Annotated in this window: 22 protein-coding genes; 16 read left to right on the plus strand and 6 right to left on the minus strand. The window is 43.7% G+C overall.

The annotated features are described in order from the left end of the window. The first annotated feature begins 70 nt into the window (after window positions 1–70). The 4 genes from ACQKCP_RS01770 (at window position 71) to ACQKCP_RS01785 (ending at window position 3,740) form a co-directional block, all read left to right on the plus strand. A complete protein-coding gene (locus ACQKCP_RS01770; protein WP_427611049.1) occupies window positions 71–1,108 on the plus strand; it encodes a DUF1852 domain-containing protein in 1,038 nt (345 codons plus the stop codon). Between the two features lie 54 nt (window positions 1,109–1,162). Next, window positions 1,163–2,191, plus strand: a complete 1,029-nt coding sequence (locus ACQKCP_RS01775; protein ID WP_201572630.1) for a methionine synthase — start codon at window positions 1,163–1,165, stop codon at window positions 2,189–2,191. Between the two features lie 104 nt (window positions 2,192–2,295). After that, window positions 2,296–2,811 (plus strand): flavin reductase, encoded by a 516-nt coding sequence (locus ACQKCP_RS01780; RefSeq protein WP_427611050.1) that lies wholly within the window; start codon window positions 2,296–2,298, stop codon window positions 2,809–2,811. Between the two features lie 113 nt (window positions 2,812–2,924). Continuing rightward, window positions 2,925–3,740, plus strand: coding sequence for a sulfite exporter TauE/SafE family protein (locus ACQKCP_RS01785; protein WP_427611051.1), 816 nt, complete (start codon window positions 2,925–2,927; stop codon window positions 3,738–3,740). Between the two features lie 146 nt (window positions 3,741–3,886). On the opposite strand, the gene ACQKCP_RS01790 is transcribed toward ACQKCP_RS01785, so the two are convergent. The 3 genes from ACQKCP_RS01790 to lipB form a co-directional block, all read right to left on the minus strand. Continuing rightward, window positions 3,887–4,351, minus strand: a complete 465-nt coding sequence (locus tag ACQKCP_RS01790) for a hypothetical protein (protein ID WP_101205393.1) — start codon at window positions 4,349–4,351, stop codon at window positions 3,887–3,889. 157 nt (window positions 4,352–4,508) lie between these two features. After that, window positions 4,509–5,039 carry an inorganic diphosphatase gene (locus ACQKCP_RS01795; RefSeq protein ID WP_057759479.1) on the minus strand — a complete coding sequence of 177 codons (531 nt, stop codon included), beginning with the start codon at window positions 5,037–5,039 and terminating at the stop codon, window positions 4,509–4,511. Between the two features lie 194 nt (window positions 5,040–5,233). Then, on the minus strand, window positions 5,234–6,073 hold the full coding sequence (gene lipB / locus ACQKCP_RS01800; RefSeq protein WP_427611052.1) for a lipoyl(octanoyl) transferase LipB: 840 nt from the start codon (window positions 6,071–6,073) through the stop codon (window positions 5,234–5,236). A gap of 394 nt (window positions 6,074–6,467) precedes the next feature. Between lipB and ACQKCP_RS01805 the strand changes: the two genes are divergently transcribed. The 4 genes from ACQKCP_RS01805 (at window position 6,468) to pncB (ending at window position 12,765) form a co-directional block, all read left to right on the plus strand. Next, window positions 6,468–7,952, plus strand: coding sequence for a coniferyl aldehyde dehydrogenase (locus ACQKCP_RS01805; RefSeq protein WP_427611053.1), 1,485 nt, complete (start codon window positions 6,468–6,470; stop codon window positions 7,950–7,952). A 394-nt stretch (window positions 7,953–8,346) separates the two neighbouring features. Then, complete coding sequence (locus ACQKCP_RS01810; RefSeq protein WP_427611054.1) at window positions 8,347–10,275, plus strand: glycine betaine ABC transporter substrate-binding protein; 1,929 nt, start codon at window positions 8,347–8,349, stop codon at window positions 10,273–10,275. An 85-nt stretch (window positions 10,276–10,360) separates the two neighbouring features. Beyond that, on the plus strand, window positions 10,361–11,272 hold the full coding sequence (locus tag ACQKCP_RS01815) for an ATP-binding cassette domain-containing protein (RefSeq protein ID WP_427611055.1): 912 nt from the start codon (window positions 10,361–10,363) through the stop codon (window positions 11,270–11,272). A gap of 266 nt (window positions 11,273–11,538) precedes the next feature. After that, on the plus strand, window positions 11,539–12,765 hold the full coding sequence (gene pncB / locus ACQKCP_RS01820; protein ID WP_427611056.1) for a nicotinate phosphoribosyltransferase: 1,227 nt from the start codon (window positions 11,539–11,541) through the stop codon (window positions 12,763–12,765). Between the two features lie 94 nt (window positions 12,766–12,859). Here pncB and xseB read toward each other — a convergent pair whose 3' ends face one another. The 3 genes from xseB to ACQKCP_RS01835 form a co-directional block, all read right to left on the minus strand. Beyond that, window positions 12,860–13,105, minus strand: coding sequence for an exodeoxyribonuclease VII small subunit (xseB, locus tag ACQKCP_RS01825; RefSeq protein ID WP_427611057.1), 246 nt, complete (start codon window positions 13,103–13,105; stop codon window positions 12,860–12,862). Window positions 13,106–13,163: 58 nt separating this feature from the next. Then, window positions 13,164–14,696 (minus strand): exodeoxyribonuclease VII large subunit, encoded by a 1,533-nt coding sequence (gene xseA, locus ACQKCP_RS01830; protein ID WP_427611058.1) that lies wholly within the window; start codon window positions 14,694–14,696, stop codon window positions 13,164–13,166. 370 nt (window positions 14,697–15,066) lie between these two features. After that, window positions 15,067–15,435: a hypothetical protein gene (locus ACQKCP_RS01835; protein WP_165597309.1), complete on the minus strand. Its 369-nt coding sequence runs from the start codon at window positions 15,433–15,435 to the stop codon at window positions 15,067–15,069. A 302-nt stretch (window positions 15,436–15,737) separates the two neighbouring features. On the opposite strand from ACQKCP_RS01835, the gene ACQKCP_RS01840 reads away from it, so the two are divergent. The 8 genes from ACQKCP_RS01840 (at window position 15,738) to ACQKCP_RS01875 (ending at window position 23,024) form a co-directional block, all read left to right on the plus strand. Further along, the gene (locus tag ACQKCP_RS01840) at window positions 15,738–16,397 is read left to right on the plus strand and encodes an alpha/beta hydrolase (protein ID WP_427611059.1); all 660 of its coding nucleotides are present in this window, start codon (window positions 15,738–15,740) and stop codon (window positions 16,395–16,397) included. 133 nt (window positions 16,398–16,530) lie between these two features. Further along, a complete protein-coding gene (gene zapE, locus ACQKCP_RS01845; protein WP_057759500.1) occupies window positions 16,531–17,631 on the plus strand; it encodes a cell division protein ZapE in 1,101 nt (366 codons plus the stop codon). 122 nt (window positions 17,632–17,753) lie between these two features. After that, window positions 17,754–18,422, plus strand: a complete 669-nt coding sequence (locus ACQKCP_RS01850; RefSeq protein ID WP_427611060.1) for a nitroreductase family protein — start codon at window positions 17,754–17,756, stop codon at window positions 18,420–18,422. Window positions 18,423–18,548: 126 nt separating this feature from the next. Continuing rightward, complete coding sequence (locus ACQKCP_RS01855; protein WP_427611061.1) at window positions 18,549–19,841, plus strand: NAD(P)H-dependent glycerol-3-phosphate dehydrogenase; 1,293 nt, start codon at window positions 18,549–18,551, stop codon at window positions 19,839–19,841. A gap of 57 nt (window positions 19,842–19,898) precedes the next feature. After that, the gene (locus ACQKCP_RS01860; protein WP_427611062.1) at window positions 19,899–20,357 is read left to right on the plus strand and encodes a SixA phosphatase family protein; all 459 of its coding nucleotides are present in this window, start codon (window positions 19,899–19,901) and stop codon (window positions 20,355–20,357) included. Window positions 20,358–20,546: 189 nt separating this feature from the next. Then, on the plus strand, window positions 20,547–21,818 hold the full coding sequence (gspL, locus tag ACQKCP_RS01865; RefSeq protein ID WP_427611063.1) for a type II secretion system protein GspL: 1,272 nt from the start codon (window positions 20,547–20,549) through the stop codon (window positions 21,816–21,818). A gap of 32 nt (window positions 21,819–21,850) precedes the next feature. Next, window positions 21,851–22,420: a type II secretion system protein GspM gene (gene gspM, locus ACQKCP_RS01870; RefSeq protein ID WP_427611064.1), complete on the plus strand. Its 570-nt coding sequence runs from the start codon at window positions 21,851–21,853 to the stop codon at window positions 22,418–22,420. Window positions 22,421–22,622: 202 nt separating this feature from the next. Then, window positions 22,623–23,024 (plus strand): DUF4870 family protein, encoded by a 402-nt coding sequence (locus tag ACQKCP_RS01875; RefSeq protein ID WP_227526596.1) that lies wholly within the window; start codon window positions 22,623–22,625, stop codon window positions 23,022–23,024. The last annotated feature ends 97 nt before the right edge of the window (window positions 23,025–23,121 follow it).

The following is a 23,121-nucleotide window of genomic DNA, read 5'->3' on the forward strand; positions in this document are numbered from 1 at the left end:
TAGATTTCGGTATGATTCACCTCATACACAGATTTGGTTTTATCTCAGATAAATAAGGTAGCGGATCACCATGAGTAAAGAATTCAATTGTTCAATTAAGCACATTCGTTTTGACGAAAACTATCAGCCTGCAGATAGCACGCGTTTGACGACTAACTTTGCAAATTTGGCACGCGGCGAGCACCGCCAAGAGAACTTACGCAAAACGTTAATCATGATCAATAACCGCTTTAATGCATTGGCGCATTGGGATAATCTGACGGCAGATCGTTATTCTGTTGAAGTTGATATCATCTCTGTCGATCTAGATGTTAAAGGCAATGGTCAGACATTCCCTATTATCGAAACGCTAAAAACCACGATTGTGGATCACAAAGAAAACAAGCGTATCGACGGCATGGTTGGCAACAGTTTCTCCTCTTATGTGCGTGACTATGACTTTAGTATTGTGTTACCAGAGCATCGTGATAAGAATTTAGCATCAATCACGCCAGATAATTTTGGTGAGTTGCACGGCAAGCTGTTTCAATACTTATTGAATTCAGAAGCTTACAATGCCCATTTTCACAAAAAACCTGTGATTTGCCTGAGCGTTTCAACCAGCAAGACTTACTACCGTACTGTCAATCAGCATCCTGTATTGGGCATTGAGTACAAGCAAGATGAATACTCGTTGACCGACGACTACTTTCATAAAATGGGCTTAACGGTACGTTATTTTAAGCCTGAAGGTAGCGCCGCGCCATTAGCATTTTATTTTGCAGGGGACTTGCTCAGTGATTACACCGATCTTGAGCTTATTAGTGCAATCAGTACTATGGAGACCTTTCAGAAGATTTACCGTCCTGAGATTTACAATGCCAACTCAAGCGCTGGACAAGTGTATCAACCTAGCCTGAACTACCAAGATTATTCATTGACTCAAGTGGTCTATGACCGTGCCGAACGCAGTCAGATGGCAGTGACCCAAGGCAGATTTACTGAGACGCATTTTATTAAGCCGTATCAAACAATCCTTGAGGAATGGGCTGCAAACTATGATGTAACAGGCGATACTGCTCAAAAAGAAGCTGCTGAAAAAGAAACGGCTAGGAAGCAAGCCGCTTAACTGAGTATTACTCATCAACATAATAAAAAATAAATTAATTAGAAGATAAATCGTATGAAACTACTATTACCAACGTCTACCGCTGGCAGCTTACCAAAACCTTCTTGGCTAGCAGAACCCGAGAAAATTTGGTCACCTTGGGCGTTAGAAGGCGAGCAGTTGCTTGAAGCCAAGCAAGATGCGCTACGTGTATCATTGCAAGAACAACAGCATGCAGGCATTGATATTGTGAGTGATGGCGAGCAGACCCGTCAGCACTTTGTGACTACGTTCATCGAGCACCTTGATGGTGTTGACTTTGAGAAGCGCGAAACGGTCAAAATCCGTAATCGTTATGATGCGAGCGTGCCGTCAGTTGTTGGTGCGGTGAGCCGTCCAAAGTCCGTATTCGTTGATGATGCCAAGTTTTTACGTCAGCAAACCGATCAGCCAATCAAATGGGCTTTGCCAGGGCCGATGACGATGATTGATACGTTATATGACGGTCATTATAAAAGCCGTGAAAAATTGGCTTGGGAATTTGCTAAAATCCTGAACCAAGAAGCAAAAGAGTTAGAAGCGGCTGGTGTTGATATTATCCAGTTTGATGAGCCCGCATTTAACGTATTCTTTGATGATGTGAACGACTGGGGTATTGCAACTTTAGAGCGTGCCATTGAAGGCCTAAAATGTGAGACAGCTGTCCATATTTGCTACGGCTATGGCATCAAAGCCAATACTGATTGGAAAAAGACACTGGGCTCAGAGTGGCGCGAATACGAAAAAGCGTTCCCTAAACTGCAACAGTCGAAAATCGATATTGTCTCACTTGAGTGTCAAAACTCACGTGTACCTATGGATCTGATTGAGCTGATTCGCGGTAAGAAGGTGATGGTCGGTGCCATTGATGTGGCAACCAACACTATTGAGACACCAGAAGAGGTGGCAGATACGCTACGCAAAGCGCTACAATTTGTCGATGCCGATAAGCTGTATCCTGCCACTAACTGCGGCATGGCACCTTTGTCTCGCCAAGTCGCACGTGGTAAGCTCGCGGCATTAAGCGCTGGTGCTCAAATCGTTCGTCAAGAACTAACTGCTTAGAGTTTAGCCGTTTAGGAAATTCTATTTAAAGAATTTCCCTTGCAAAACTAAAATTGAAGCACAATTTTTTAACGTTATTTTTAACGTTTCTCGGGATTGAAGCAATGATTAAAGATAGGATTGACGCGACCGACTTTAGAGATGCTATGTCTTTGCTAACGACTGCGGTCAATGTGGTGACCACATCAGGCGCGACGGGCATGCATGGGTTTACAGCATCGGCAGTATGTAGTGTCACAGATACACCGCCGACCTTGCTCGTCTGTATGAATCAAACGTCTCGGTCACATGGCTACTTTCTGGAAAGTAAGATTTTAAGTGTGAATGTGTTAGGCGCGCAACATGAGCAGCTGTCCAATGCTTTTGCCTCTAAATTGTGTTCAGAAGAACGGTTTGAATATGGTTCTTGGACACAATTACAAACAGGTGCTCCTGTGTTAGAAGATGCCTTGGTCAGCTTTGATTGTGAGATTGAACAAATTCAAGAAGTCGGCACACATAGCGTCTTTATGTGCCGCGTTGTCGCCATCAATCAGGCTGAGCCACAAGGCGGAACTGATGAAGGGTTGGTTTACTTTAACCGTGCCTATTCTAGAGTAGGGCAAGTGGAGCTTATTTAATCCAATACCTATAATCCAACACCTAAGCCTATGGGCTATTGCTCGTTCAATATTGAGCAGTCGTTTAACTATAATTATCATCTCATTAAATCTAAATAAGAAGTAACTATCCTGTGGAATTAATAACTTTTCTAATAATAGGGGCGCTAGCAGGATTTGCTGCGGGGCTATTTGGAGTGGGCGGTGGCACTATTATCGTACCACTGCTATTTATCGTTTTTACGCAAATGGGTTACAGTCCTGACACTATTATGCACTTGGCCTTGGGTACTTCACTGGCGACTATTATCGTTACATCCATAAGCTCGCTCATGGCGCACAACAAAAAGGGCGCAGTCATGTGGCCTGTCTTTAAAAATCTGACGCCAGGCTTAGCAATAGGCTGCTTTTTAGGGGCAGGGATAGCAGGACAGATATCTGGGTTGTATCTGCAGTTGATTGTAGGTGTGTTTTTGCTTTGGGTCGCTTATAAAATGTTTATGGGTGGTAAAAAGAAAGCAAATAGCGATGCTGGTAATGTTCATATAGCTTTACCTTCAAAGCCTAAGCAACTAGCAGCAGGGGCTGGTATCGGTATCGCTTCTGCTATTTTTGGGATTGGCGGTGGTAGCTTAACCGTACCTTATCTCACACGTTACGGTGTGGTGATACAAAAAGCCGTTGGAACCTCAGCCGCTTGTGGTTTACCTATCGCCATTGCAGGTGCGCTAGGATTTATGTTCTTTGGCATGCAAGCTCAAGTCGACGTGCCCAATACGATTGGCTTTGTTCACATCTATGCTTTTTTGGGCATTAGCATCATGAGCTTTTTCACCGCCAAGCTAGGCGCAAAAGTCGCTCACGCATTATCGCCGCAGTTGCTGAAAAAATGCTTTGCAGTACTGTTGACCGTCGTAGGCTGTTACTTCTTATATAAAGGATTGCTCTAAATAATTTGAGATTAATGGACGCTTGAAAGGATTCAAGGGCAGGTTTTCAATTAGCATACCGACTAGCTACATTCTTAAATTGTAGCTAGCCGGTATGCAGTTTTGTAGAAGGTATGTTTATTCAGTCCTTTATTTAGCTAAATCACTTAACCAAATACTCGCCATAATATCCAAAATATTCCTATCATCAAGACAGCGATTACTAGCAATCGTTTTAGCCAATAAGGCAGTAGAGGTTTCTTGTAGCCTAAGTCATTTAACTGACTATCGACACCATCTTGCAGCCCCTTAAACCCTTGGCTCTGCTTAGTCGTTTTAACACGATTTTTTACCAATGGCCCAGGCTCGTCTTCTTCTTGCTCTCTATCAAAGCTGATGGCTTGATTTGGAATGCCTTGTTTACTAGCGATAGTATTGAGCTTCTGTTGTTGCTTTACTTTTAGCTGGGTCTCATAAGCATCAATTCTACTTTTGGCTTCATCCATACTGATGTTTTCGTCTGCCGCCAAAGTTTTAATAGCCATTACTAGGTTGTTTTTTTCGACCATCATAATGACGTCTCTTGGCAACTTGGTATTGACCGGTTTTGCGCTAGGGTCGGGGTTAAACATGACTGTCCTTATTACGGCGTATAAGTGCGAATGAGTTATATGCTCATTATAACCATGTTAGATAAGTAATGTTCAAGCAAAAAAATACCGCGGCCACTATGGTGACTGCGGTATTTTATTATTTATCGTTATTTGCATTTTTGCCAATATTTGATAATTATAGATCTTTCCAGCGTTGGATAGACTCTTTGATAACTTCTTTCGCTTCTGCAACATCACCCCAAGATTCAACAACCGTCGTACCAGCTTTTTTCAGGTCTTTATAATGACTGAAATGGAACTCTAACTGGTTGATCAACTGCTTTGGTAGGTCTTCTAAGCTGTTGTAAGCATTGCCTGTGTCACGGTCGTCAGCAGGGACAACAACGATTTTGTCATCTACTTCGCCATCATCAACAAACTTCATCACACCGATAACTTTGGCTTTTAAGAAAATACCAGTCGGTAGTGGCTGCTCAGTCAATAGCAATACGTCAAGCTCATCACCATCTTCGTCAAGTGTTTGCGGGATAAAACCATAGTTACAAGGTTTGGCAAAAATCTGTGGGTCAATACGGTCAAGCTCAAATACTGCTAATTCGCGATTCCACTCAATTTTATGGCTGCTACCAGCTGGGATCTCTACTACTACGTTGATGATGCCGCCGTCTACGTCGCCTGCGTCCAAAATTTTGTTAAAATCTGCCATAAAATGCTCCAATTTGCTTTTGTTTTAAATGTTTGAATAAGGGGTTGAGCTAGGGATACAGCAAGGATAGTTGCTGCGTCCGATTTGTACTGCATGCGATTATAGCAAGTTTGTACTGAATTTTCTCTTAATGCTTAAGTCTAAGCGTGCAAGATATTATGCAAAAAAAGATTATGCAAAAACGGGCTCAAAACTTACTTGGGTGCGATAGCTCGCAACTCAATCAGCCCAGCATGACGCTTGGCGATGTTATCGATAAGTTTTTGAGTGACTGTCTCATAGCTGAATGAATCGCTCATTTGCTGCTCGGTCTGCGCTTCTGGCTCTGTTTGCTCTGAATCTGTCTGCATGGCTACAAAATCAGACAATCGCAACATTTGCATGCCAGCATAGCCACAAGGATTGATAGCGTTAAATGAAGACAAGTCACAATTTAGATTAATCGCAATACCATGGTAGCTAAAGCCATGCTTAATCTTAAAGCCTAGCGAGGCCATTTTGCCAAGCATAATCTTATTATCAAGAGAGTTATCATCTGTAGAGGTGCTGTCATCTGTTGCAGCAGTATTTGCATATAAGTAGACACCTGGGGCATCGCGGCGTGCATGAGCACTGATGTTGTCGCTACTAGATGGTGAGCTACGCAAACAGTCATTAATAACGTCTTCTATCGCTTGCTCAGCATGGGAGACGAGATTGCGCACACTCCATTTGAGACTGTCCAAGTCAAACAACCAATAGATAACCAACTGCCCATGACCATGCCATGTCACCTGACCACCGCGATCGGTCTTGATGATAGGCGTGTCAGTGCGCTGTAATATGTGCTCTTCTTTGCCTGCCTGTCCAAGCGTGTAGACATCGTTATGATCGACAATCCATAATTCATCAGGCGTACGCAGCCCTTGTTGCTTTTTTAGATCGATACGTTCGAGGGTGCGTGCCAGCATCGCATCGAGAGTAGGGACATAATCGGCCGCTGAGAGAGATTTGCTGACAAGCGTATCATTGAGGGGTTGTGTGTCATTTTGCATGAGAGTATCTGTCTTATTATTATCGAGTTTAAAATAAATAATGCTCATCAGTAGTGTAGCAGTTTTGGCGACCATCGCCCAAAGATATATACTGTCGCAATGTCTGTAAGTGGCGTAAATGCTAATAGCAAACAGCTAGCAATGGCTGACGAAATAATAGGTATAGAACCGTGGCAAGTCGCTTATAAAGGTACTGCTAGTACAGACGCAGTAGTCAACCAAAGGTGCTGTTCATTGCTCAGTCGATGCGCTACATTAAAGTGTGATGAATGGAATCTGATGAAATTTATAGTCAGAGTAGGTTATCAAAGAGTGCACCTGACTAGAAAGATAGAGCCTCTAACCCAATATAATGTAGTGACTACAAACCTTATGACTATTACAAGGAAGACAAATGACAGATAGCAACCAAAGCGCCCATGAGCAGCCAGTGACCGAGACCGGTTTTGCGCTGCAGCGTGTGCCTGAAGCACTAAGTACGGCGACGACTATCGATGAGATGAAAGCGCAATTTTCACGCTTGCAAATGTTAAGCCGTACCCAACCAATCAACGATTGGGGCACTCGTACGACGCAGCTAGACAATCTAGAAGTGATGCTTAGTGACAACCAAGAGAGTTTTGCAAAGGCAATTAGTGCAGACTTTGGCTATCGTAGCCAGTCAGAGACGCAGTTTGCTGAGTTATTTCCTAGCTTTACCGGTATCAGTCACGCCAAGAAACACGGCAAAAAGTGGATGAAAGCACATCGTGCGCCTATTTCAGCGCTATATATGCCAGCTCATAATGAAATTCAGCCGCAGCCATTGGGTGTGGTCGGTATCATGGTGCCTTGGAACTATCCGTTATTTTTAGCAATCGGCCCGATGATTGATGCAATCACCGCAGGCAACCGCATTATGGTCAAGATGAGTGAAGCCGCGCCGCAATTTGCTCAGACATTTGCTGATGCTATTGCTCGTTATTTTTCGCCAGATATGATCTGTGTGGTGCTCGGTGAGGTTGAGATTGCCGCCGCCTTTAGTAAGCTACCATTTGACCATCTGCTATATACCGGATCGACTGCGGTGGGCAAAAAGGTCATGGCTGCCGCTGCGCCTAATCTAACACCAGTGACGCTTGAGCTTGGTGGCAAATCACCAGTGATCGTACTAGATGATGCCAATTTAGAGTCTGTCGTCAATCGAGTGATGATGGGTAAAACATTAAATGCGGGACAGACGTGTATTGCGCCAGACTATGTTTTGATTCAGCGTCAATACCATGACCAGTTTATCCAACTCGCAAAAGAGTGGATGACCAAGCATTATCCTGATATCGAAGAAAACCCAGATTACTCTCGCATTATTAATGGTGAGCAGTTCAAACGGGTAAAAGGCTATCTAGATGCGCTAACAGGTGGCGAGGTACATGCGTTAACTGGCGCCGAACCCAATATAGAAACCCGTCTAATGCCACCAGTCATCGTCAGCGAACCTGCGCCTGACAGCGACCTTATGCAAAACGAGATTTTTGCCCCGATTTTGCCGCTAATGCATTATGAGACGCTTGATGATGCCATTTACTTTGTGAACTCGCGTCCACGGCCATTGGCACTATATGTGTTTAGTGACAACTACAGCAGTATCGAAAACGTGCGTAATAATACGGTCTCGGGTGGCTTATGTATCAACGAAGTTTTGATACATGTCGCTCAGCATGACTTGCCGTTTGGTGGTGTGGGTGACTCTGGTACTGGCGCATACCATGGTAAGGCCGGCTTTGAACGTCTAAGCCATATGAAGCCGATTTTTGTCCAAACCAAGCTCAATGGTCTGAATTTATTATTGCCGCCGTATGGTGGACTGTTTAAAAAGGCGATGGCGCTGTTTTTAAAATAACAATTCTTGAGTTAGAAATTTTATAGTAGCTATAGAAATTAATAGTGACCTTTTTTAATCGATACCATCACCAATAGCACCTATCCAGATAGGTGCTATTTTTTTTGTCTAAAATATGACTTCTCAAATATAGATTTCTAAAATTAAGAGCGACTTGTCATAAGAGCTTTATCAAAATTATCGTAAATTTATATACTGCGTTAATCGACAAATAAGCGTTTGTCATCACTTCTATAAATCGCTACACTTTGTAGTAAGTCTAAACAACAGTAGATAGTAGCTGAATGGTCTATGGCTAGCCTTGGTAAACTTGTTATAGCGACGTTCAGCTTTTTTTAGTTCTGTTGTTTTGATAGTGATTTCATGCCGATACAACATAATAATAGGAAAGAGTATGCGCCAATGGATTGCATTAAGCTTACTGTGGATGAGCGCGATACTATTGCCTGTATCGGCGTCAGCGGCGTGTGAATCACCGATTAAATTTGGGGCGCTAACCTGGGAGAGTGGGCAATTTACCTCCGGCGTACTCAGACATATCGTAGAAGACGGGTACGGCTGCACAGTAGAAGAAGTACCAGGAGCAGGGCCTGCACTTGATACAGCACTATCACAGAATGACATTCAGGTCATCGGGGAGCAGTGGGTTGGCCGTTCGCCAATCATGGAAAAAGCCATTGAGCAAAATAAAGTAGCCATCATCGGCGATACGCTAAAAGGCGGTGCAACTCAAGGCTGGTATGTCCCGCGATACGTCTTGGAAGAGAATCCAGGACTACGCAGCTATCAAGATTTGCCTAAATATACGGAGCTATTTAAAGACCCTGAAGATCCTGGTAGATCACGCTTTATGAACTGTCCCTCTGGTTGGACGTGTGAGATTTTTAACACACGTTTGCTAAAAACCACCGGCCTAGACAGTCTTTTTAACAACGCCTACCCTGGTACAGGTGCTGCTCTCGATGCCGAAATCGCCTCCGCTTTTGAACAGCACAAGCCACTGTTGTTTTACTACTGGCAACCCACTGGGCTAATGGCAAAATATGACCTTGCGCCACTAGAGTTTCCAGCTTATGAGGATGCTTGTTGGCAAAATCTGCTGCTCGCTGATGGTAAGATGGATTGCGTGTCAGGATTTCCAGTATCACCGTTAGGTATTGCCGTTTCTACTCCGTTTGTCGAATCCAATCCTGAACTAGCAGCTGTCTTTGAAAAGGTGCAATTTACCTCTGATGAGCTCAACGGTGCTATTTTGGAGATGAGCGAAAGCAAGCGCACTGGCGATGAGCAAGCCATGGTGTTTTTGCGTGACAACCCAGAGGTTTGGCAAGCATGGTTATCCGATGAGGCTGCTACCAATCTCGCTACCAAGTTAGGTCTTAGCCCAACGGGTGCTATCTCTACAGAAGCAACTACATCTAGTATCAATGTGTCAGCGCTCTCATCAAGCTTTCCTTCATGGTCGCTTGAGACCCCACTCAATAACGCTTTAGCAAACGTCGTTCAAACCTATGGCGATGTATTTCGTACTATTAGCACGATGGCCCTTACTTATCTGCTATTACCTATTGAACGATTATTAACGGTTATCCCGCCTTGGCTTATTATTGCATTTGTGACTGTACTTGGCTGGTTTGGTGTTCGCAAGATTTGGTTTGCGCTGGCATGTGGTGCAGGGCTGTTTTTGATTGGTGCTTTTGGTTTATGGGGCGCATTGATCGATACTTTAGCGCTGCTTATCGTATCGGTACTGGTCACGGTCGTGATTGGTATTCCTATTGGTATCGCTATGTCAGGTAGCAAACTGCTACGCAAGATAGTGACGCCAGTGCTAGATATCATGCAGACGATGCCGAGTTTCGTATATCTCATACCAGTGCTGATGTTGTTTGGTATTGGTAAAGTACCTGCGTTATTTGCGACCGTGATTTATGCACTGCCACCCTTGATTCGTCTGACGACGTTAGGGATTACACAAGTCAATCATGAAATGGTCGAAGCAGGACGCTCCTTTGGTAGTACGCATTTACAGCTACTTCTCTGGATTAAATTGCCACAAGCGTTGCCTAGTATTATGGCAGGTATCAATCAGGCTGTGATGATGTCACTTGCCATGGTGGTATTGGCCTCAATGATTGGTGCTCCTGGGCTTGGTGAAGATGTATTGCAGTCTATCCAAACGCTCAATATCGGTCAGGGTCTACAAGCAGGTACGGCCATCGTTATCGTTGCCATTATCATTGACCGTATTACGCAAGCATTTGGTCAAGGTAAGCGTACCCGTCAAAAAACCATCGAAGCAGGCAGACGTCCGATTGGATAAAAAATTATCTGGTGGCATATGACTGAACCCATGGTAATCGACCGAAGCCATAATGATAAAAACCAAGTGAATAGTGAGAGCACCGATGAATCATATCCAATTAAAAAATATCAGTAAGATTTACAATGCCAGTAGCACGCAAGCACAGTCTGCATTGGCATTGCTGGCTGAGGGTATGGATAGCATCAAGGTAAAAGAGCAAACGGGCTATTCAGTAGGTCTTTATGATATCAATCTAGATATCAAGGCAGGCGAGTTGCATTGCATCATGGGTCTGTCAGGCTCGGGCAAGTCAACGCTGATACGCCATATTAATCGTTTGATAGATCCAACCAGTGGCGAGATATGGGTAGATACTGCTCTGAATAGAGAACATGCGACTCACACAATGACTGATAGGCAATCAGCGACAGATAATACAAGTACGGTAGTAGAAGAAAGCTCTGCTATGGCTATTAATATTTTAGCGCTCAATGATAAGCAGTTGCAGCATTATCGTCAGCAGACCGTCAGTATGGTTTTTCAGCATTTCGGCTTAGTGCCGCACATGACGGTCATACAAAACGTCGCTTATGGGCTGCGTGTTCGAAAAATGAGCGCAAACGAGCGACATGAAACGGCTCGACATTGGCTCAATGAAGTAGGGCTATCGAATTTGGAAAACAGCTACCCTGATGAGCTATCAGGCGGTATGCAGCAGCGTGTTGGTTTGGCTCGTGCTTTAGCAACGAACAATCCAATTTTACTAATGGATGAAGCGTTCTCTGCACTTGATCCGCTCATTCGCGCTCAACTGCAAGACCAACTACTTGAATTGCAAGAGCGATTGAACAAAACCATTGTATTTATTACCCATGATATCGATGAAGCTGTCAAAGTAGGTCAGCGTATCAGTATGCTAAATGGCGGTCGACTCATACAAACAGGGACGCCAAGCGAGTTGCGGCACAATCCTGCTGATGATTATGTGGAGCAGTTTATGAGTGCAAAAGCGTAAGCTGTAATAACCATCTATGAATGGATTGTCTGGATAGAATTATACGATGTTTTTATGAATGGTCTGAGTAATCGTTTTATTGGCATTTCACTGTCATTTCACGGTAATCAAAAGTGAACTCTGAAATAAATACCAAACTTCGTTATACTGAACGGTTTATCGATGGCTCATAATGAATGAGCGTGTATTGTTTATCGTCCACATATGATGTCGCTTTGTCTATCAAATGACGTTTGTTTCTTATTTTGCACTTTTAAGGCCATAGCATGACCGTTTCTTATGCACCTATTATTACTTCATTGCTTGATAATGATTTGTACAAATTTACGATGTTACAAGCCATGCTGCATCAGTTTCCGCAAACCCATGGTGTTTATCGCTTTCGCTGCCGTAATAATAAAGATGCAGCCTATCCATTGGCTGATATCCAAAAAGATCTAGAGCAGCAACTAGACAGCTTATGTGAATTGCGCTTTTTGCCAGATGAGCTCGAGTACTTGCGTAGCTTACGCTTTATTCGCTCAGATTTCGTTGATTATCTAGAATTGTTTAAGCTAAAACGCCGCTTTATTACGGTAAGTACAGACGATAAAGGTCGCCTGTTTATCGATATCGAAGGGCCAATGATTCAAGCGATGTTCTTTGAAGTATTTGTACTAGCCATTGTCAATGAGCTGTATTTTAATGCGCTATCTAATGACAGCGTGATAGAAGAAGGGCAACGTCGCCTCGATGCAAAAGTAGCGCTATTACATCAGTATGCCGAAGAGCAAACTCAGTACGGTCAGGATACACCGCCATTTATCATTGCGGATTTTGGCACGCGTAGACGCTTTAGTCGACGCTGGCAAGCACACGTAGTGGAGACGTTACATAAAGCCGAGCCAAAGATAGTTGGTGGTACATCAAACGTGTATTTGGCCAAGCAGTTAGGAATGACGCCAATAGGTACCATGGCGCACGAGTTTATGCAGGCGTTTCAGGCATTAGATGTGCGTCTGCGTGATTCACAAAAGGCCGCGCTTGAAGCATGGGTGCATGAGTACCGTGGCGATTTGGGTATTGCATTGACAGACGTAGTCGGCATGGATGCGTTCTTACGTGATTTCGACTTGTATTTTGCTAAGCTATTCGACGGTCTACGTCATGATAGCGGCGACCCTTATATTTGGGGCGATAAGGCGATTGCACATTATGATAAGTTAAAAATAGACCCGAAAACCAAAATTCTAACTTTTAGCGATGGGTTAAATTTAGAAAAGGCGTGGGAGCTGCATCAATATTTCAAAGGGCGCATTAGAACCAGTTTCGGTATTGGCACCAATCTGACCAATGATATGGGCATTACGCCGATTAATATCGTGCTTAAATTGGTAGAGTGCAATGGTCAGCCAGTCGCCAAGCTGTCTGACAGCCCAGGCAAGACCATGATCAATAACGACACGTATCTTGCCTATCTGCGCCAAGTCTTTGAGGTTGACGAACCAGAGTAAACAGAATATCAAACTGTTGCGTTGCCAAATGTGCCAAATGAGATTGATACGCTTGGCTTGACCAAACAGCTGCTATCTAGTGGCTGTTTTTCATTTAACCATCAACACTGCTGGTAGATTTTTCTTCGGCAAAGGCGGCATCCAATGCTTGCTGTACAGCATTGATACGAGTCTCGCAAACGCGATAAGCGGCAATAGATTCTTCGACCGTTGTCATTAGATTATCAATATCAGGCTCATCCTGTTGCTGTAGTTCAGCTGCATTGGTTTTTAAGATATCGTAAGCCGCCTTAAAGGTTTTTGGGGCGGCTTTTTTGCGTCGGCGAGTAGGGGTTGTCATAAAGTTTCCTAATTTTTAAAGATAAGTTGATAAGTAATCGTTAGATATTATTATGTGGTTAAGTTGGATCGCCTGAGGTTTCTGTCGCTTCTTTATCCATAGTGACATCGATAATCTGCGCTTTTGCGTTGCCATCTTTCAAAATGATATTAACGGTTTGCTCAGGATACAGTTGGATACTACTAGTGAGTGTTTGCTTGTTTTGAGCATCCGTGAGCATGGTGTAGCCTTGCTTGAGCACGCGAGAGGGGCGATGTAATAGCACGATGTCACGTAAATGTTCGCTATCGCGCTGTGCTTGCACAATTTGCTGCTGCGCATTTTGCATGATTGATTCTTGATAACTTTTGCTATTGGTAGCGACTTTTGCGAGCTGTTGATGCGCTAAGGTTTGCGTTTGTGTGTATCGCTCAGCCGTCAGTCTGACTGCTTGCTTTACTTGGCGCTGGGCACTTTGTTGAATACTGCGCCATGCATAGTCACTGTCTTTTCGTAGAGCGGTGAGCTGCCCAATCGTTTGCGACTGTATTTGGCTTAACTGTCGCGCAGTTTGTTGCTCAGCAGTATTCAATTGACGCTGAGCCGCTTGCTTAATTTGTGCTTGATATTGTAGCGTTTGAGTGACGAGCTGGGCCAAGTGGCCATGGATAGCAGCAATCACCTTTGAGGGTGTATCAAAGCTGGTATGCGCCACTTCATCTAAGATGACTTTGTCACGTTCATGACCGATGCCCACCCAGACAGGGACAGGCTGCTCGGCAACCAAAGCTGCCAGCTCATAATCATTGAGATAAGCCAAGTCACCAACCGCACCGCCGCCACGAATAATGACCAACAAGTCTGGTAGACGCTGATGAGTATCGTAAAACTGCTGCTGGGCGCTAACGATGGCTTGACGGATTTCAGCGGGCGCATGATTGCCTTGAAAAGTCGCATTATGATAGTGGAACTGACACGCACCTGTACTGGCTAAGCGATCGGCATCTGCTTGAAAGTCACCCAATCCGGCCGCCTTTTCAGGGGCGATGACTAGCACATGCTCAATATCAAAAGGGGCAGGTAGCTGTTGATTAAGATGTAATAACCCTTCACCTGTTAGGCGGTCAACCATTTCTGCATATTGCCGTGCCAAGTCGCCTAGGGTATAACTGGGATCGATATCTTCAATCGTGATTGAAAAGCCGTACTGGGCATGGAACCCTGCCGATACTTTAAGGAGTACGGTCAAATCACGCTCAAGCGGCATACCAGTCGCACGTTCAAACTTAGCTAATACACGAGCAGCTTTGAAACGCCAGAGATTGCCACGGCAGCTGGCGACCACTTTGCCATCGTCATCTTTTTCTGCCAGTTCAAAGTAGTAATGACCACCTTTACTCGACAGATTACGAATTTCAGCTTTTACCCATACACGGTGGTCAAAAGTTTGTTTGATGACCATCTCAACCGCTGACAAGTAATCACTTAGGCGTAGGACCGTATCCTCTAGATGGTCTTCCTGCTCAGCGAGTTCCGCTTCCAAGGTAGCCAAATCTTTGGCAGGTGCTAATACTTTGGCCTGTTTAATATTTGAAAGATTGGGTTTGCGCATAATATTAGACCAAAGATAATGAAAATATAAAGACTGACGAGGATGTGCTGAATACGATAGCGGATAGTTTAACTTAAAAAGAAGAGCACAAAAAGCGAAGCCAACAAGCTTTGATTGATATATTATCTATATCGCAGTTTGTTGGCTGTTTAATCAGAGAAGAATTGTATGTCAATTAATGTTAGCGGTTAGATCGTAAACCTGTTTGCGTCTAAAAGAAGTTGTCGTGTAGAGAAAAGTAGATAGATATTTTTAGCTAGATATAGTCGGTTCAAGATAATATAGATACAAGGAAGGCAAGCGAAAGTGCTACAAATAGTAGACTGAGTGAGCCTGACACTGTATCTGATTTATATGGTATTGACGATATTTATTGGCAACGGAAGTTAATGGTGTATTCGTAATCATCACTACGTGACAAATCTGGTGTACCCGTGCCAAATATCGAGCCGACGACAGCACCTACTTGACCAACCATACGACCAGTACGTTCGTTTAAAATACCATTATATTTTACATTATCATCCACGATAATCACTTGCTTGCTTCGACAGGTTTTTTGAGCACTATCGATTGCATTTTGCTGTGCTTTGACTTTGGTATCAGCGATACCGGTTGTCTCATAGATAGAGTTGGCACGCTGGATAACTGGTGAGGAAGGCGTACTTTGACAGGCGCTCAAAGCAAGTACAGCCGCTAACGTTGCCGTCAAACTGGCAGTTTTATTAAAAGTATTCATAAATAATTCCTGATTTATATAAGCAGAACGTCTTAGCTATAGGCAAAGCTTTATGAATGTAGCTTATCTAGATATTACCTGTCTAGACAGTTATTGTGTGCTGTATTACCGGTATATTGCCGATGAACCATGCACTAGATATAGACCAGTTTAATATCTTAAGAACAGCAATATTTCAAAACTACAGACAACCGTTATTGACCAAAAATAAAACAAGTCGCGTCCGTACACAGCAAATCACTTGAAATATAAATTGTATCTAGGATAATTGAGCCATTCATTTTTTATTAATAAGTAATATTATGCAATTGATTCCTGCTCCTGCTGGCGTGCTCGAGGTTGACGCACTGTGGCAAAATGACAATCCTAATGATCCAAATACAGACACGGTGGCGCTGCTGTGCCATCCCAATCCGTTGTTTGATGGTACGATGAATAATAAAGTGGTCACCACCATGTATCGCTTTGCCCGTGATAATAGTATGCATGTGGTGCGCTTTAATTTTCGCGGCGTTGGTCAATCGACAGGCGAGCATGATTATGCGGAAGGTGAAGTGGTCGATGCAATGACCGTGCTACAATGGATTGCTGAACAAACTAATGCTCGAAAGCTATGGCTAGGTGGTTTTTCTTTTGGTGGTTATGTCACGGCACGTGTGGCTGAGCAAGTGCTTGAAGCCGCACATATATGGGGATTGGGTGACTTTGAAGTAACGAAAATCGCCCTTATCGCACCATCAGTCGAAAAAAACGACAGTACTGATATTAGTCTGCCTGCGGATAGAACTTTTGAGATTTATGGTAATGCGGATGAGGTGATTGAACCTGATAATATGCAGGCATTTGCAGACCGATTAGGTATTGAAGTCAGCGTGGTTGATGGCGCGGGTCATTTCTTCCATGGTCGCTTATCAGAGCTCAAAGGCTTATTAGACAAGCATAGCTTTGGACAGGACAGCTAAGTTTATTCATAGCTAACTCAGCTTGATGGTTTTCGTTTTGATATGGTTTAGCATGGCTTGCTTGGTAGCACCAGCATTATGCTAAATTATCCTATTATTTTGATATTTATTTAATCCAACGATGAGTCGTATTATGAGTTTATCTCCATTGCAACGTTACGAGAAAGCCGTCAGTACAGATGAGTTTACTCGGGATGAGCAGCAATTTCAGGCCATGAGCTATCTTGATGAGATATACCATCAGCTCATCAATAGTGCACCGCAAAAGAAAGGTTTTTTTGGCTTTTTGAAATCCAAGCCAGTCGCGCCAACGGGTCTTTATATGTGGGGCGGTGTCGGCCGCGGTAAAACGTGGATGATGGACATGTTTTATGACTCGTTGACCATCGAGCGCAAGATGCGTCTGCATTTTCATCATTTTATGCAGCGTGTTCATAGAGAGCTTAACAAACTACAAGGTGAGAGCGATCCACTCGAAAAAGTCGCTGATATTATCTATAAAGAAGCGGTAATTATCTGTTTTGACGAGTTTTTTGTTTCTAATGTCTCTGATGCCATGATATTAGGTGATTTGTTCACTATGCTGTTCAATCGCGGTATAACTTTGGTTGCTACTTCAAATATTGAGCCAGCTGGATTGTATAAAGATGGCTTACATCGTGACCGTTTTATGCCTGCCATTGCGGAAGTTGAGCGTCATACCACGGTAATGAATATCGACTCGGGAATTGATTATCGTCTGCGCGTATTACAGCAAGCTGAGCTATACGAAGCGCCGCTTACTAAGGCGAACTACCATTGGTTAGCCAACCGTTTTGCGAGCTTATCTAATAATCAGAAAATTAGCAAAGAGCCCATTACTATCAATGGACGAGAAGTAAAAATCAACGCTTGTACCGAAGATATCTTATTCTGTGACTTCCGTCATCTCTGTATGGCGCCGCGATCAGCCGCTGATTTTATTGAGCTTGCCAAACGATTTAGCACTGTTTTAGTTGACTCTGTGCCAGCACTAGATGACGACTTACGTGATCCAACGCGCCGTTTTATTTATCTCGTCGATGAATTTTATGATCGCCGTGTAAAACTATTGGTACGGGCAGAGCAGCCGATTCTAGACTTATATCAAGGAGAGAAGTTGGCGTTTGAGATTGAACGTACTCGTTCACGTCTGCTTGAAATGCAGTCGGAGGACTATCTACGCATGGATCATCGAGTCGAAGATGTTGCGTAGTTTATCGCTGAGTTGAGACTGCCTATGTGTAGCTCTCAACTGCTCTATAGCTGTTAAAAAATAAGAAAATGATATTATAAATAATAAGTAGTGATAGATAATAATAAATTAAGGATAAAACAATGACTACAACTGACAATGCTGATAATGAAAGCCAAGAAATAGAAGACAAAAAACTGTCTGTGAAGAACGTAGCAGCGAATGATATCTCATCTACCAGTGACGAGCTGATAGGTTGGATCAATTCAAGACGCAGTATGGGCAATCTAGATGAGCCAGCCCCGACGCGTGCGCAGATTGAGTCTGCCATTGAGTGTGCGGCAACTGCGCCAGATCATAAAAAATTACGTCCTTGGCGGTTTATTGTGACGCAAGGTGAGGCGCGCCATGAATTAGGCCGTGCCTTGCTCGAAGCTGCCCAAGCAAAAGCGCTACAAGATGGCGAAGAGTTGTCTGAAAAAACTATCATTAAAACTCAAAATATGCCGCTGCGAGCGCCGCTAATCATAACGGCTGTAACTCAAATGCAAGAACACAAAAAAGTGCCACCTTTTGAGCAGATGTTAAGTGCGGGTGCTGCTGTACAAAATCTAATCTTGGCATTAAAAGCTCAAGGGTTTAGTACGGTTTGGCGCACTGGGCTGCTGTGTAATGAGCCTGCAGTAAAAGCGTATTTTGGCGTAGGTGCAGATGATTATGTGACCGCTTTTGTTTATACTGGCACAAGTCCCAAGGACGAGTCCAAACGCAAACCTATTGATATCGAGCCGCTAGTTCGCTTCAAGTCGTAATGTGGCTTAGTACTGTTTATTTATAAGATTATAATTGCACAAAGTTGTAATTCAAAGATAATAAGGTCAGTAGCTGAGCCCGATAGATTCTATTGATAATACGTCAGTCAACACGGATAAAAGAACATGACAAGCCCTAACAATAGTAATAAAAATAACACCAGTGCTAATAATGAAACGGACAAAGAGTCGTCTGAAAAGCAGAATGGTATGCTTGCAGGTATTTTTGAGCGGGCAACCAAATCAGGCCTAGGCCGTAAAAAGTCAAATCCTAGCCCTGTTGAATCAGCTGTTGCAAAAGATATGGCCGACATTCATAGCAATCCAACCAAGCTGCGTTTGGCGTTTTTAGGTGGTGGTAGCTTCGGTACGGCAATGGCAAATTTAGCCGCACGTAATGGCTGTGATACCACGCTGTGGGTACGTAATAAGCGTACCGTAAAAGCGATGGCCAAAACACAGACCAATAAAAAGTATCTACCAGGCTATAAGCTTGATGATCGACTGAAATACAGCCATGATTTGGCGGCAAGCGTCAAAGATAAAGACATTATTTTTATTGCTGTGCCAGGTTTGGCCTTTCGTGAAACGCTAAAGAATATTGCGCCTTTTATCAGTGGTCAGTCCATTGTATCGTTGACTAAAGGTATGGAAAAAGACACCTTTGCGATGATGAGTGATATCATCAAAGAAGTGTTGCCAGAAGTGAACTTTGGCGTCATGTCAGGGCCGAACCTCGCTATAGAAATCATGAAAAACATGCCGTCTGCTACGGTTATCGCAAGTGAGTCGGAACCGTTGCGTCATGCCGTGCAAGCCGCATTACACAGTGCCTTCTTTAGAGTATTTGCTAGTGATGATATACGCGGCGTCGAGCTTGGCGGTGCGCTTAAAAACATCTACGCAATTGCCATGGGTATGGCAGCCGCTTATGAAGTAGGTGAGAATACTAAAGCGATGATTCTTACTCGTGCTTTGGCAGAAATGAGTCGTTTTGGTGTTGAAGAAGGCGCCAATCCGCTCACTTTCTTGGGCTTATCTGGCGTAGGCGATTTATATGCTACTTGTAGCTCAGAGCTAAGTCGTAACTATCGTATCGGTAATATGCTCGGTCGTGGTATGAGCATTGATGCCGCGGTCAAAAAGCTTGGCCAAACTGCTGAAGGGGTAAATACCATTCAGCAAGTACATGAAAAAGCGACCAAAGCGGGTATCTATATGCCAATTACTCATGCGCTCTATGCGGTCATTTATGAAGACAAGGCTGCTCTAGGTGTTGCGTTACATCTAATGGAAGCAGGATTCCGTAGCGATGTTGAGTTTGTCATGGCACATGATCATAGCAATGCAGCACTTACCGCTCATATGAAAACCTCTGGTAGCAATACCAAAAGCAAAGACGGCGATGCTGATAAGTAAGACACACCATTAAAAATCAGTATCAAAAGAGTCGAACTTAGCGCTCCAAGGAAGGTTATGAAAATTATATTAGTACGTCATGGTCAAGCAGAAGACGAAACACGTCCAGATAGCGCGCGTCAGCTGACGGACTTTGGTCAGCAGCAAGCAGTGCAAACGGCAGAGTATGTGACCACTCACTATAGTCCAGATCGTTTTGTGGTTAGCCCTTATATTAGAGCGCAGCAAACTTTATCTGCGTTCCAGTCGCGAGCGCCGCAAGTAGCCTCATCTGTGCAGGACAATATCACGCCCTCGGATGACGCGCGCCAAGCTCTGATAGATATTGCCAATATTGAAGCTGAGTGTTTGGTCGTTGTTTGTCATATGTCTATCGTTGCCTATATCGCGGGATTGCTGACAGGCGATTATCCAGAATCGTTCTCTTTAGCAGAAGCCAGAGTGTTTGATATGGAATTTGTGATGACTGGCATGGCAACGGAAGTTGATCGCTTTGTTCCTGACCAGCCTTACTAGACTAGACTTCTAATATTTTGCTTATATGTAACTTGCTAGAGCAGAATTGATTAGATATGACGGATTTAAAATGGTATTTGCGAGAAGCATACCAGTTATTAATCGTATAAAATCATCCAGCTCTTTCAAAAACCGCATTAATCATTAACGATATTTTGATAACCGCAGCAATAATTGAGGACACGTTTAGTGTTACATGTTTGGTTACGAGCGCAGCATAGCCCGCTAGCTGTCTGGCACGAAGATGTACAGCAATGGCAAATGGTTGATGGTTGGCAACAGCTGCAAACAATCTATGGTAACTATAAGTCCAATAGCCAAAAGGCGCTTTGTCTATATTTTCCCTCAAGTCATGCATTGCAAGTGGATACGGCACTCAATGCTGCTCAGCTTAAACAGCTTGGTAATAGCGGCAAGCAGTACTTATTTGAAGAAACTTCATTAACGCCTATTGAGCAATTAAACATCCGCCAATTGAGCCATGCTGATACGACGCAACTGTATGCACTGGCACAAAACGATATTGAGTCCTGGCAACAAAGCGCGCAGCTAGCCGGTATGAATATAGTGGCGTTACTGCCAGATTTTTTATTGTTGCCACCGCCAGAAGAGGGCGCAGGTCAACAAGTGACCCTTTATCAAGATTCGCAGACTATGCTGCTGCGCCAATCATTGCGTCAGGGTATGGCCGTCAGCTACTTACCGCTAATGTTTGAGCGTTTCCCGCATTTAAGTGAGGTAATGGTACTGCCGTCTATTGAGGCAGCTATTGAAGCATCGCTTGACTCACTAGATTCCTCATCGACCATGGATTTAGTAGCGGAAACTAAAGCGCTGATCGCTGATCATCAGCTGCTACTGACGATCCTGCCTACAGTACCTAAGCCAATTGACAGTCCCGAACGTCACGCGCTTAATTTCTTTATGAAATCTACTGACTCACAACTATCACCATACCTACGGATGGCAATGATGGTTGCGCTATCAGCGTTAGTGCTGCAAATGGCAACCGATGGTGTACAGTGGTATAAGTATAATCAAGCAACCGCAGCAACCAAGACTGCAATTGCGGCACAATATCAGTCTTGGTTTGCCGATGAGCCACTGAGTACGCGCACCAAATTGCAAGTACAGCTGCAACCAAAACTGCGTAGCGATAGCCAAGCGCCTGCATCGCATATGGCCGCACTGTCACGCATATCACCATTGATTAAACAGTCCTCATTGCATGCACAGTCACTGGTAATGCAACCATCAGCGCTCAGTTTTACCTTGATTGCTCCAGATCGCGGTAGTCTTGATAAATTTACGAGTACACTGGTAGCACAAGGCTTAAATGCTAAACTTGCGCAAGTGAATAGTAATGAGCAAGGTCAGTTTAGTGGTCAAGTCACTGTCAATGTGGTAGAAAACAATATTGCAGAAAACAGCGACATGGCAAGCAATGCGGCAGCGTCGTAACTCATCAAGGTATTGGTAATAAAGGTCAAAACATGAAACGATTACAACGCCGTACCAAACGTCATGCAGCGGTCTCTGCAACCAGTACTAAGGCTCATGTATTCTTAGAGCTTATGAACAATTATCAAAATGTACTCACGACGCGCTGGCAAGCATTACCCCCCCGTGATCAGCTAGCGCTAGCTATATTGTCTATATTTCTACTGTTGTTTATTGGCGGCTATGGTGGCTATAGCGTTCATCAAGCAGCAAGCGATAGTAAAAACGACTATCAGGAGCAAGTGGCAGATTATTTTTGGTTGCGTGCTCAAGCAGGTAATATTGATAGTAGTGCATTGAATACTGGGAATAACGCTACTGGAGAGGCTGATATGCCACCCGCTAGTCGTATCAATGCGCTGCTCAATAACTCAGGTATAGCAGGTGCTCAGGTAGTTGCGACTGGCGATGCAGTGCAACTGAGCTTTACGCATCCTAGTCAAGCGGTCGTCAGCACTGCATTGGGTAAGCTTGAACAGCAAGGTTGGCAATTTACACAGCTGTCCATGCAGCAAGACCTGACCAATAAATCTATTCAGGTACAAGCAACGGTCACTTCTTAAAACGCATCATTTTGTGATAAATATTTTAGATACTTATATCACTGTGTGCTTTTTACTCGACGCTCGATATTAGACAGCAAAATAATGCTTTATCGTTGGTATCATTGAAAAGCCATTTATCTGGCTCCATTAAATAGTTAACCATATGACTATTGAACAAAAATATTACCAGTAAGGAAAACCTCACATAATGCGGGATAGTATGAGCAACGATAAGCGCCGTTCTTTAATTACTTATAACCATATCACTTATTTCTTATATGTGATCAGCTACTTTACTGCAGGTCTGTTGTGGATTGTGCCGATTGTCATGAACTATGCCAAGCGCCATGATGCTAATGGGTCATGGTTGGCCACGCATTTCGATTGGCAAATCAAGACTTTTTGGTACAGTATTGTTTGGTTCGTCATTGGCATTATTTTGATTACCTTTGCGCTAGGTGGCTTTGGCGTTAGCGTACTGGCGGATAGTGGTAATATCGCTATTGGTTCAATATTATTGGCCGGGCTTGGTTTACTGATTATGACCTTTACCTTTATCTGGCATTTATATCGCATTATACGTGGTTGGATTGCGTTGACTGATGGGCGTCCAGTACCGTAGATGTTTAAGAGTACCTTTGTACTATGTCTTTAGCTTAGAAAGTGGCAATTTATCGTTATGTAGTAGAGAGTCATCAGTATTGGTTACCGCTTAAATG

Source organism: Psychrobacter sp. NPDC078631, assembly GCF_050268165.1.
In the GTDB taxonomy this organism is placed as follows: domain Bacteria; phylum Pseudomonadota; class Gammaproteobacteria; order Pseudomonadales; family Moraxellaceae; genus Psychrobacter.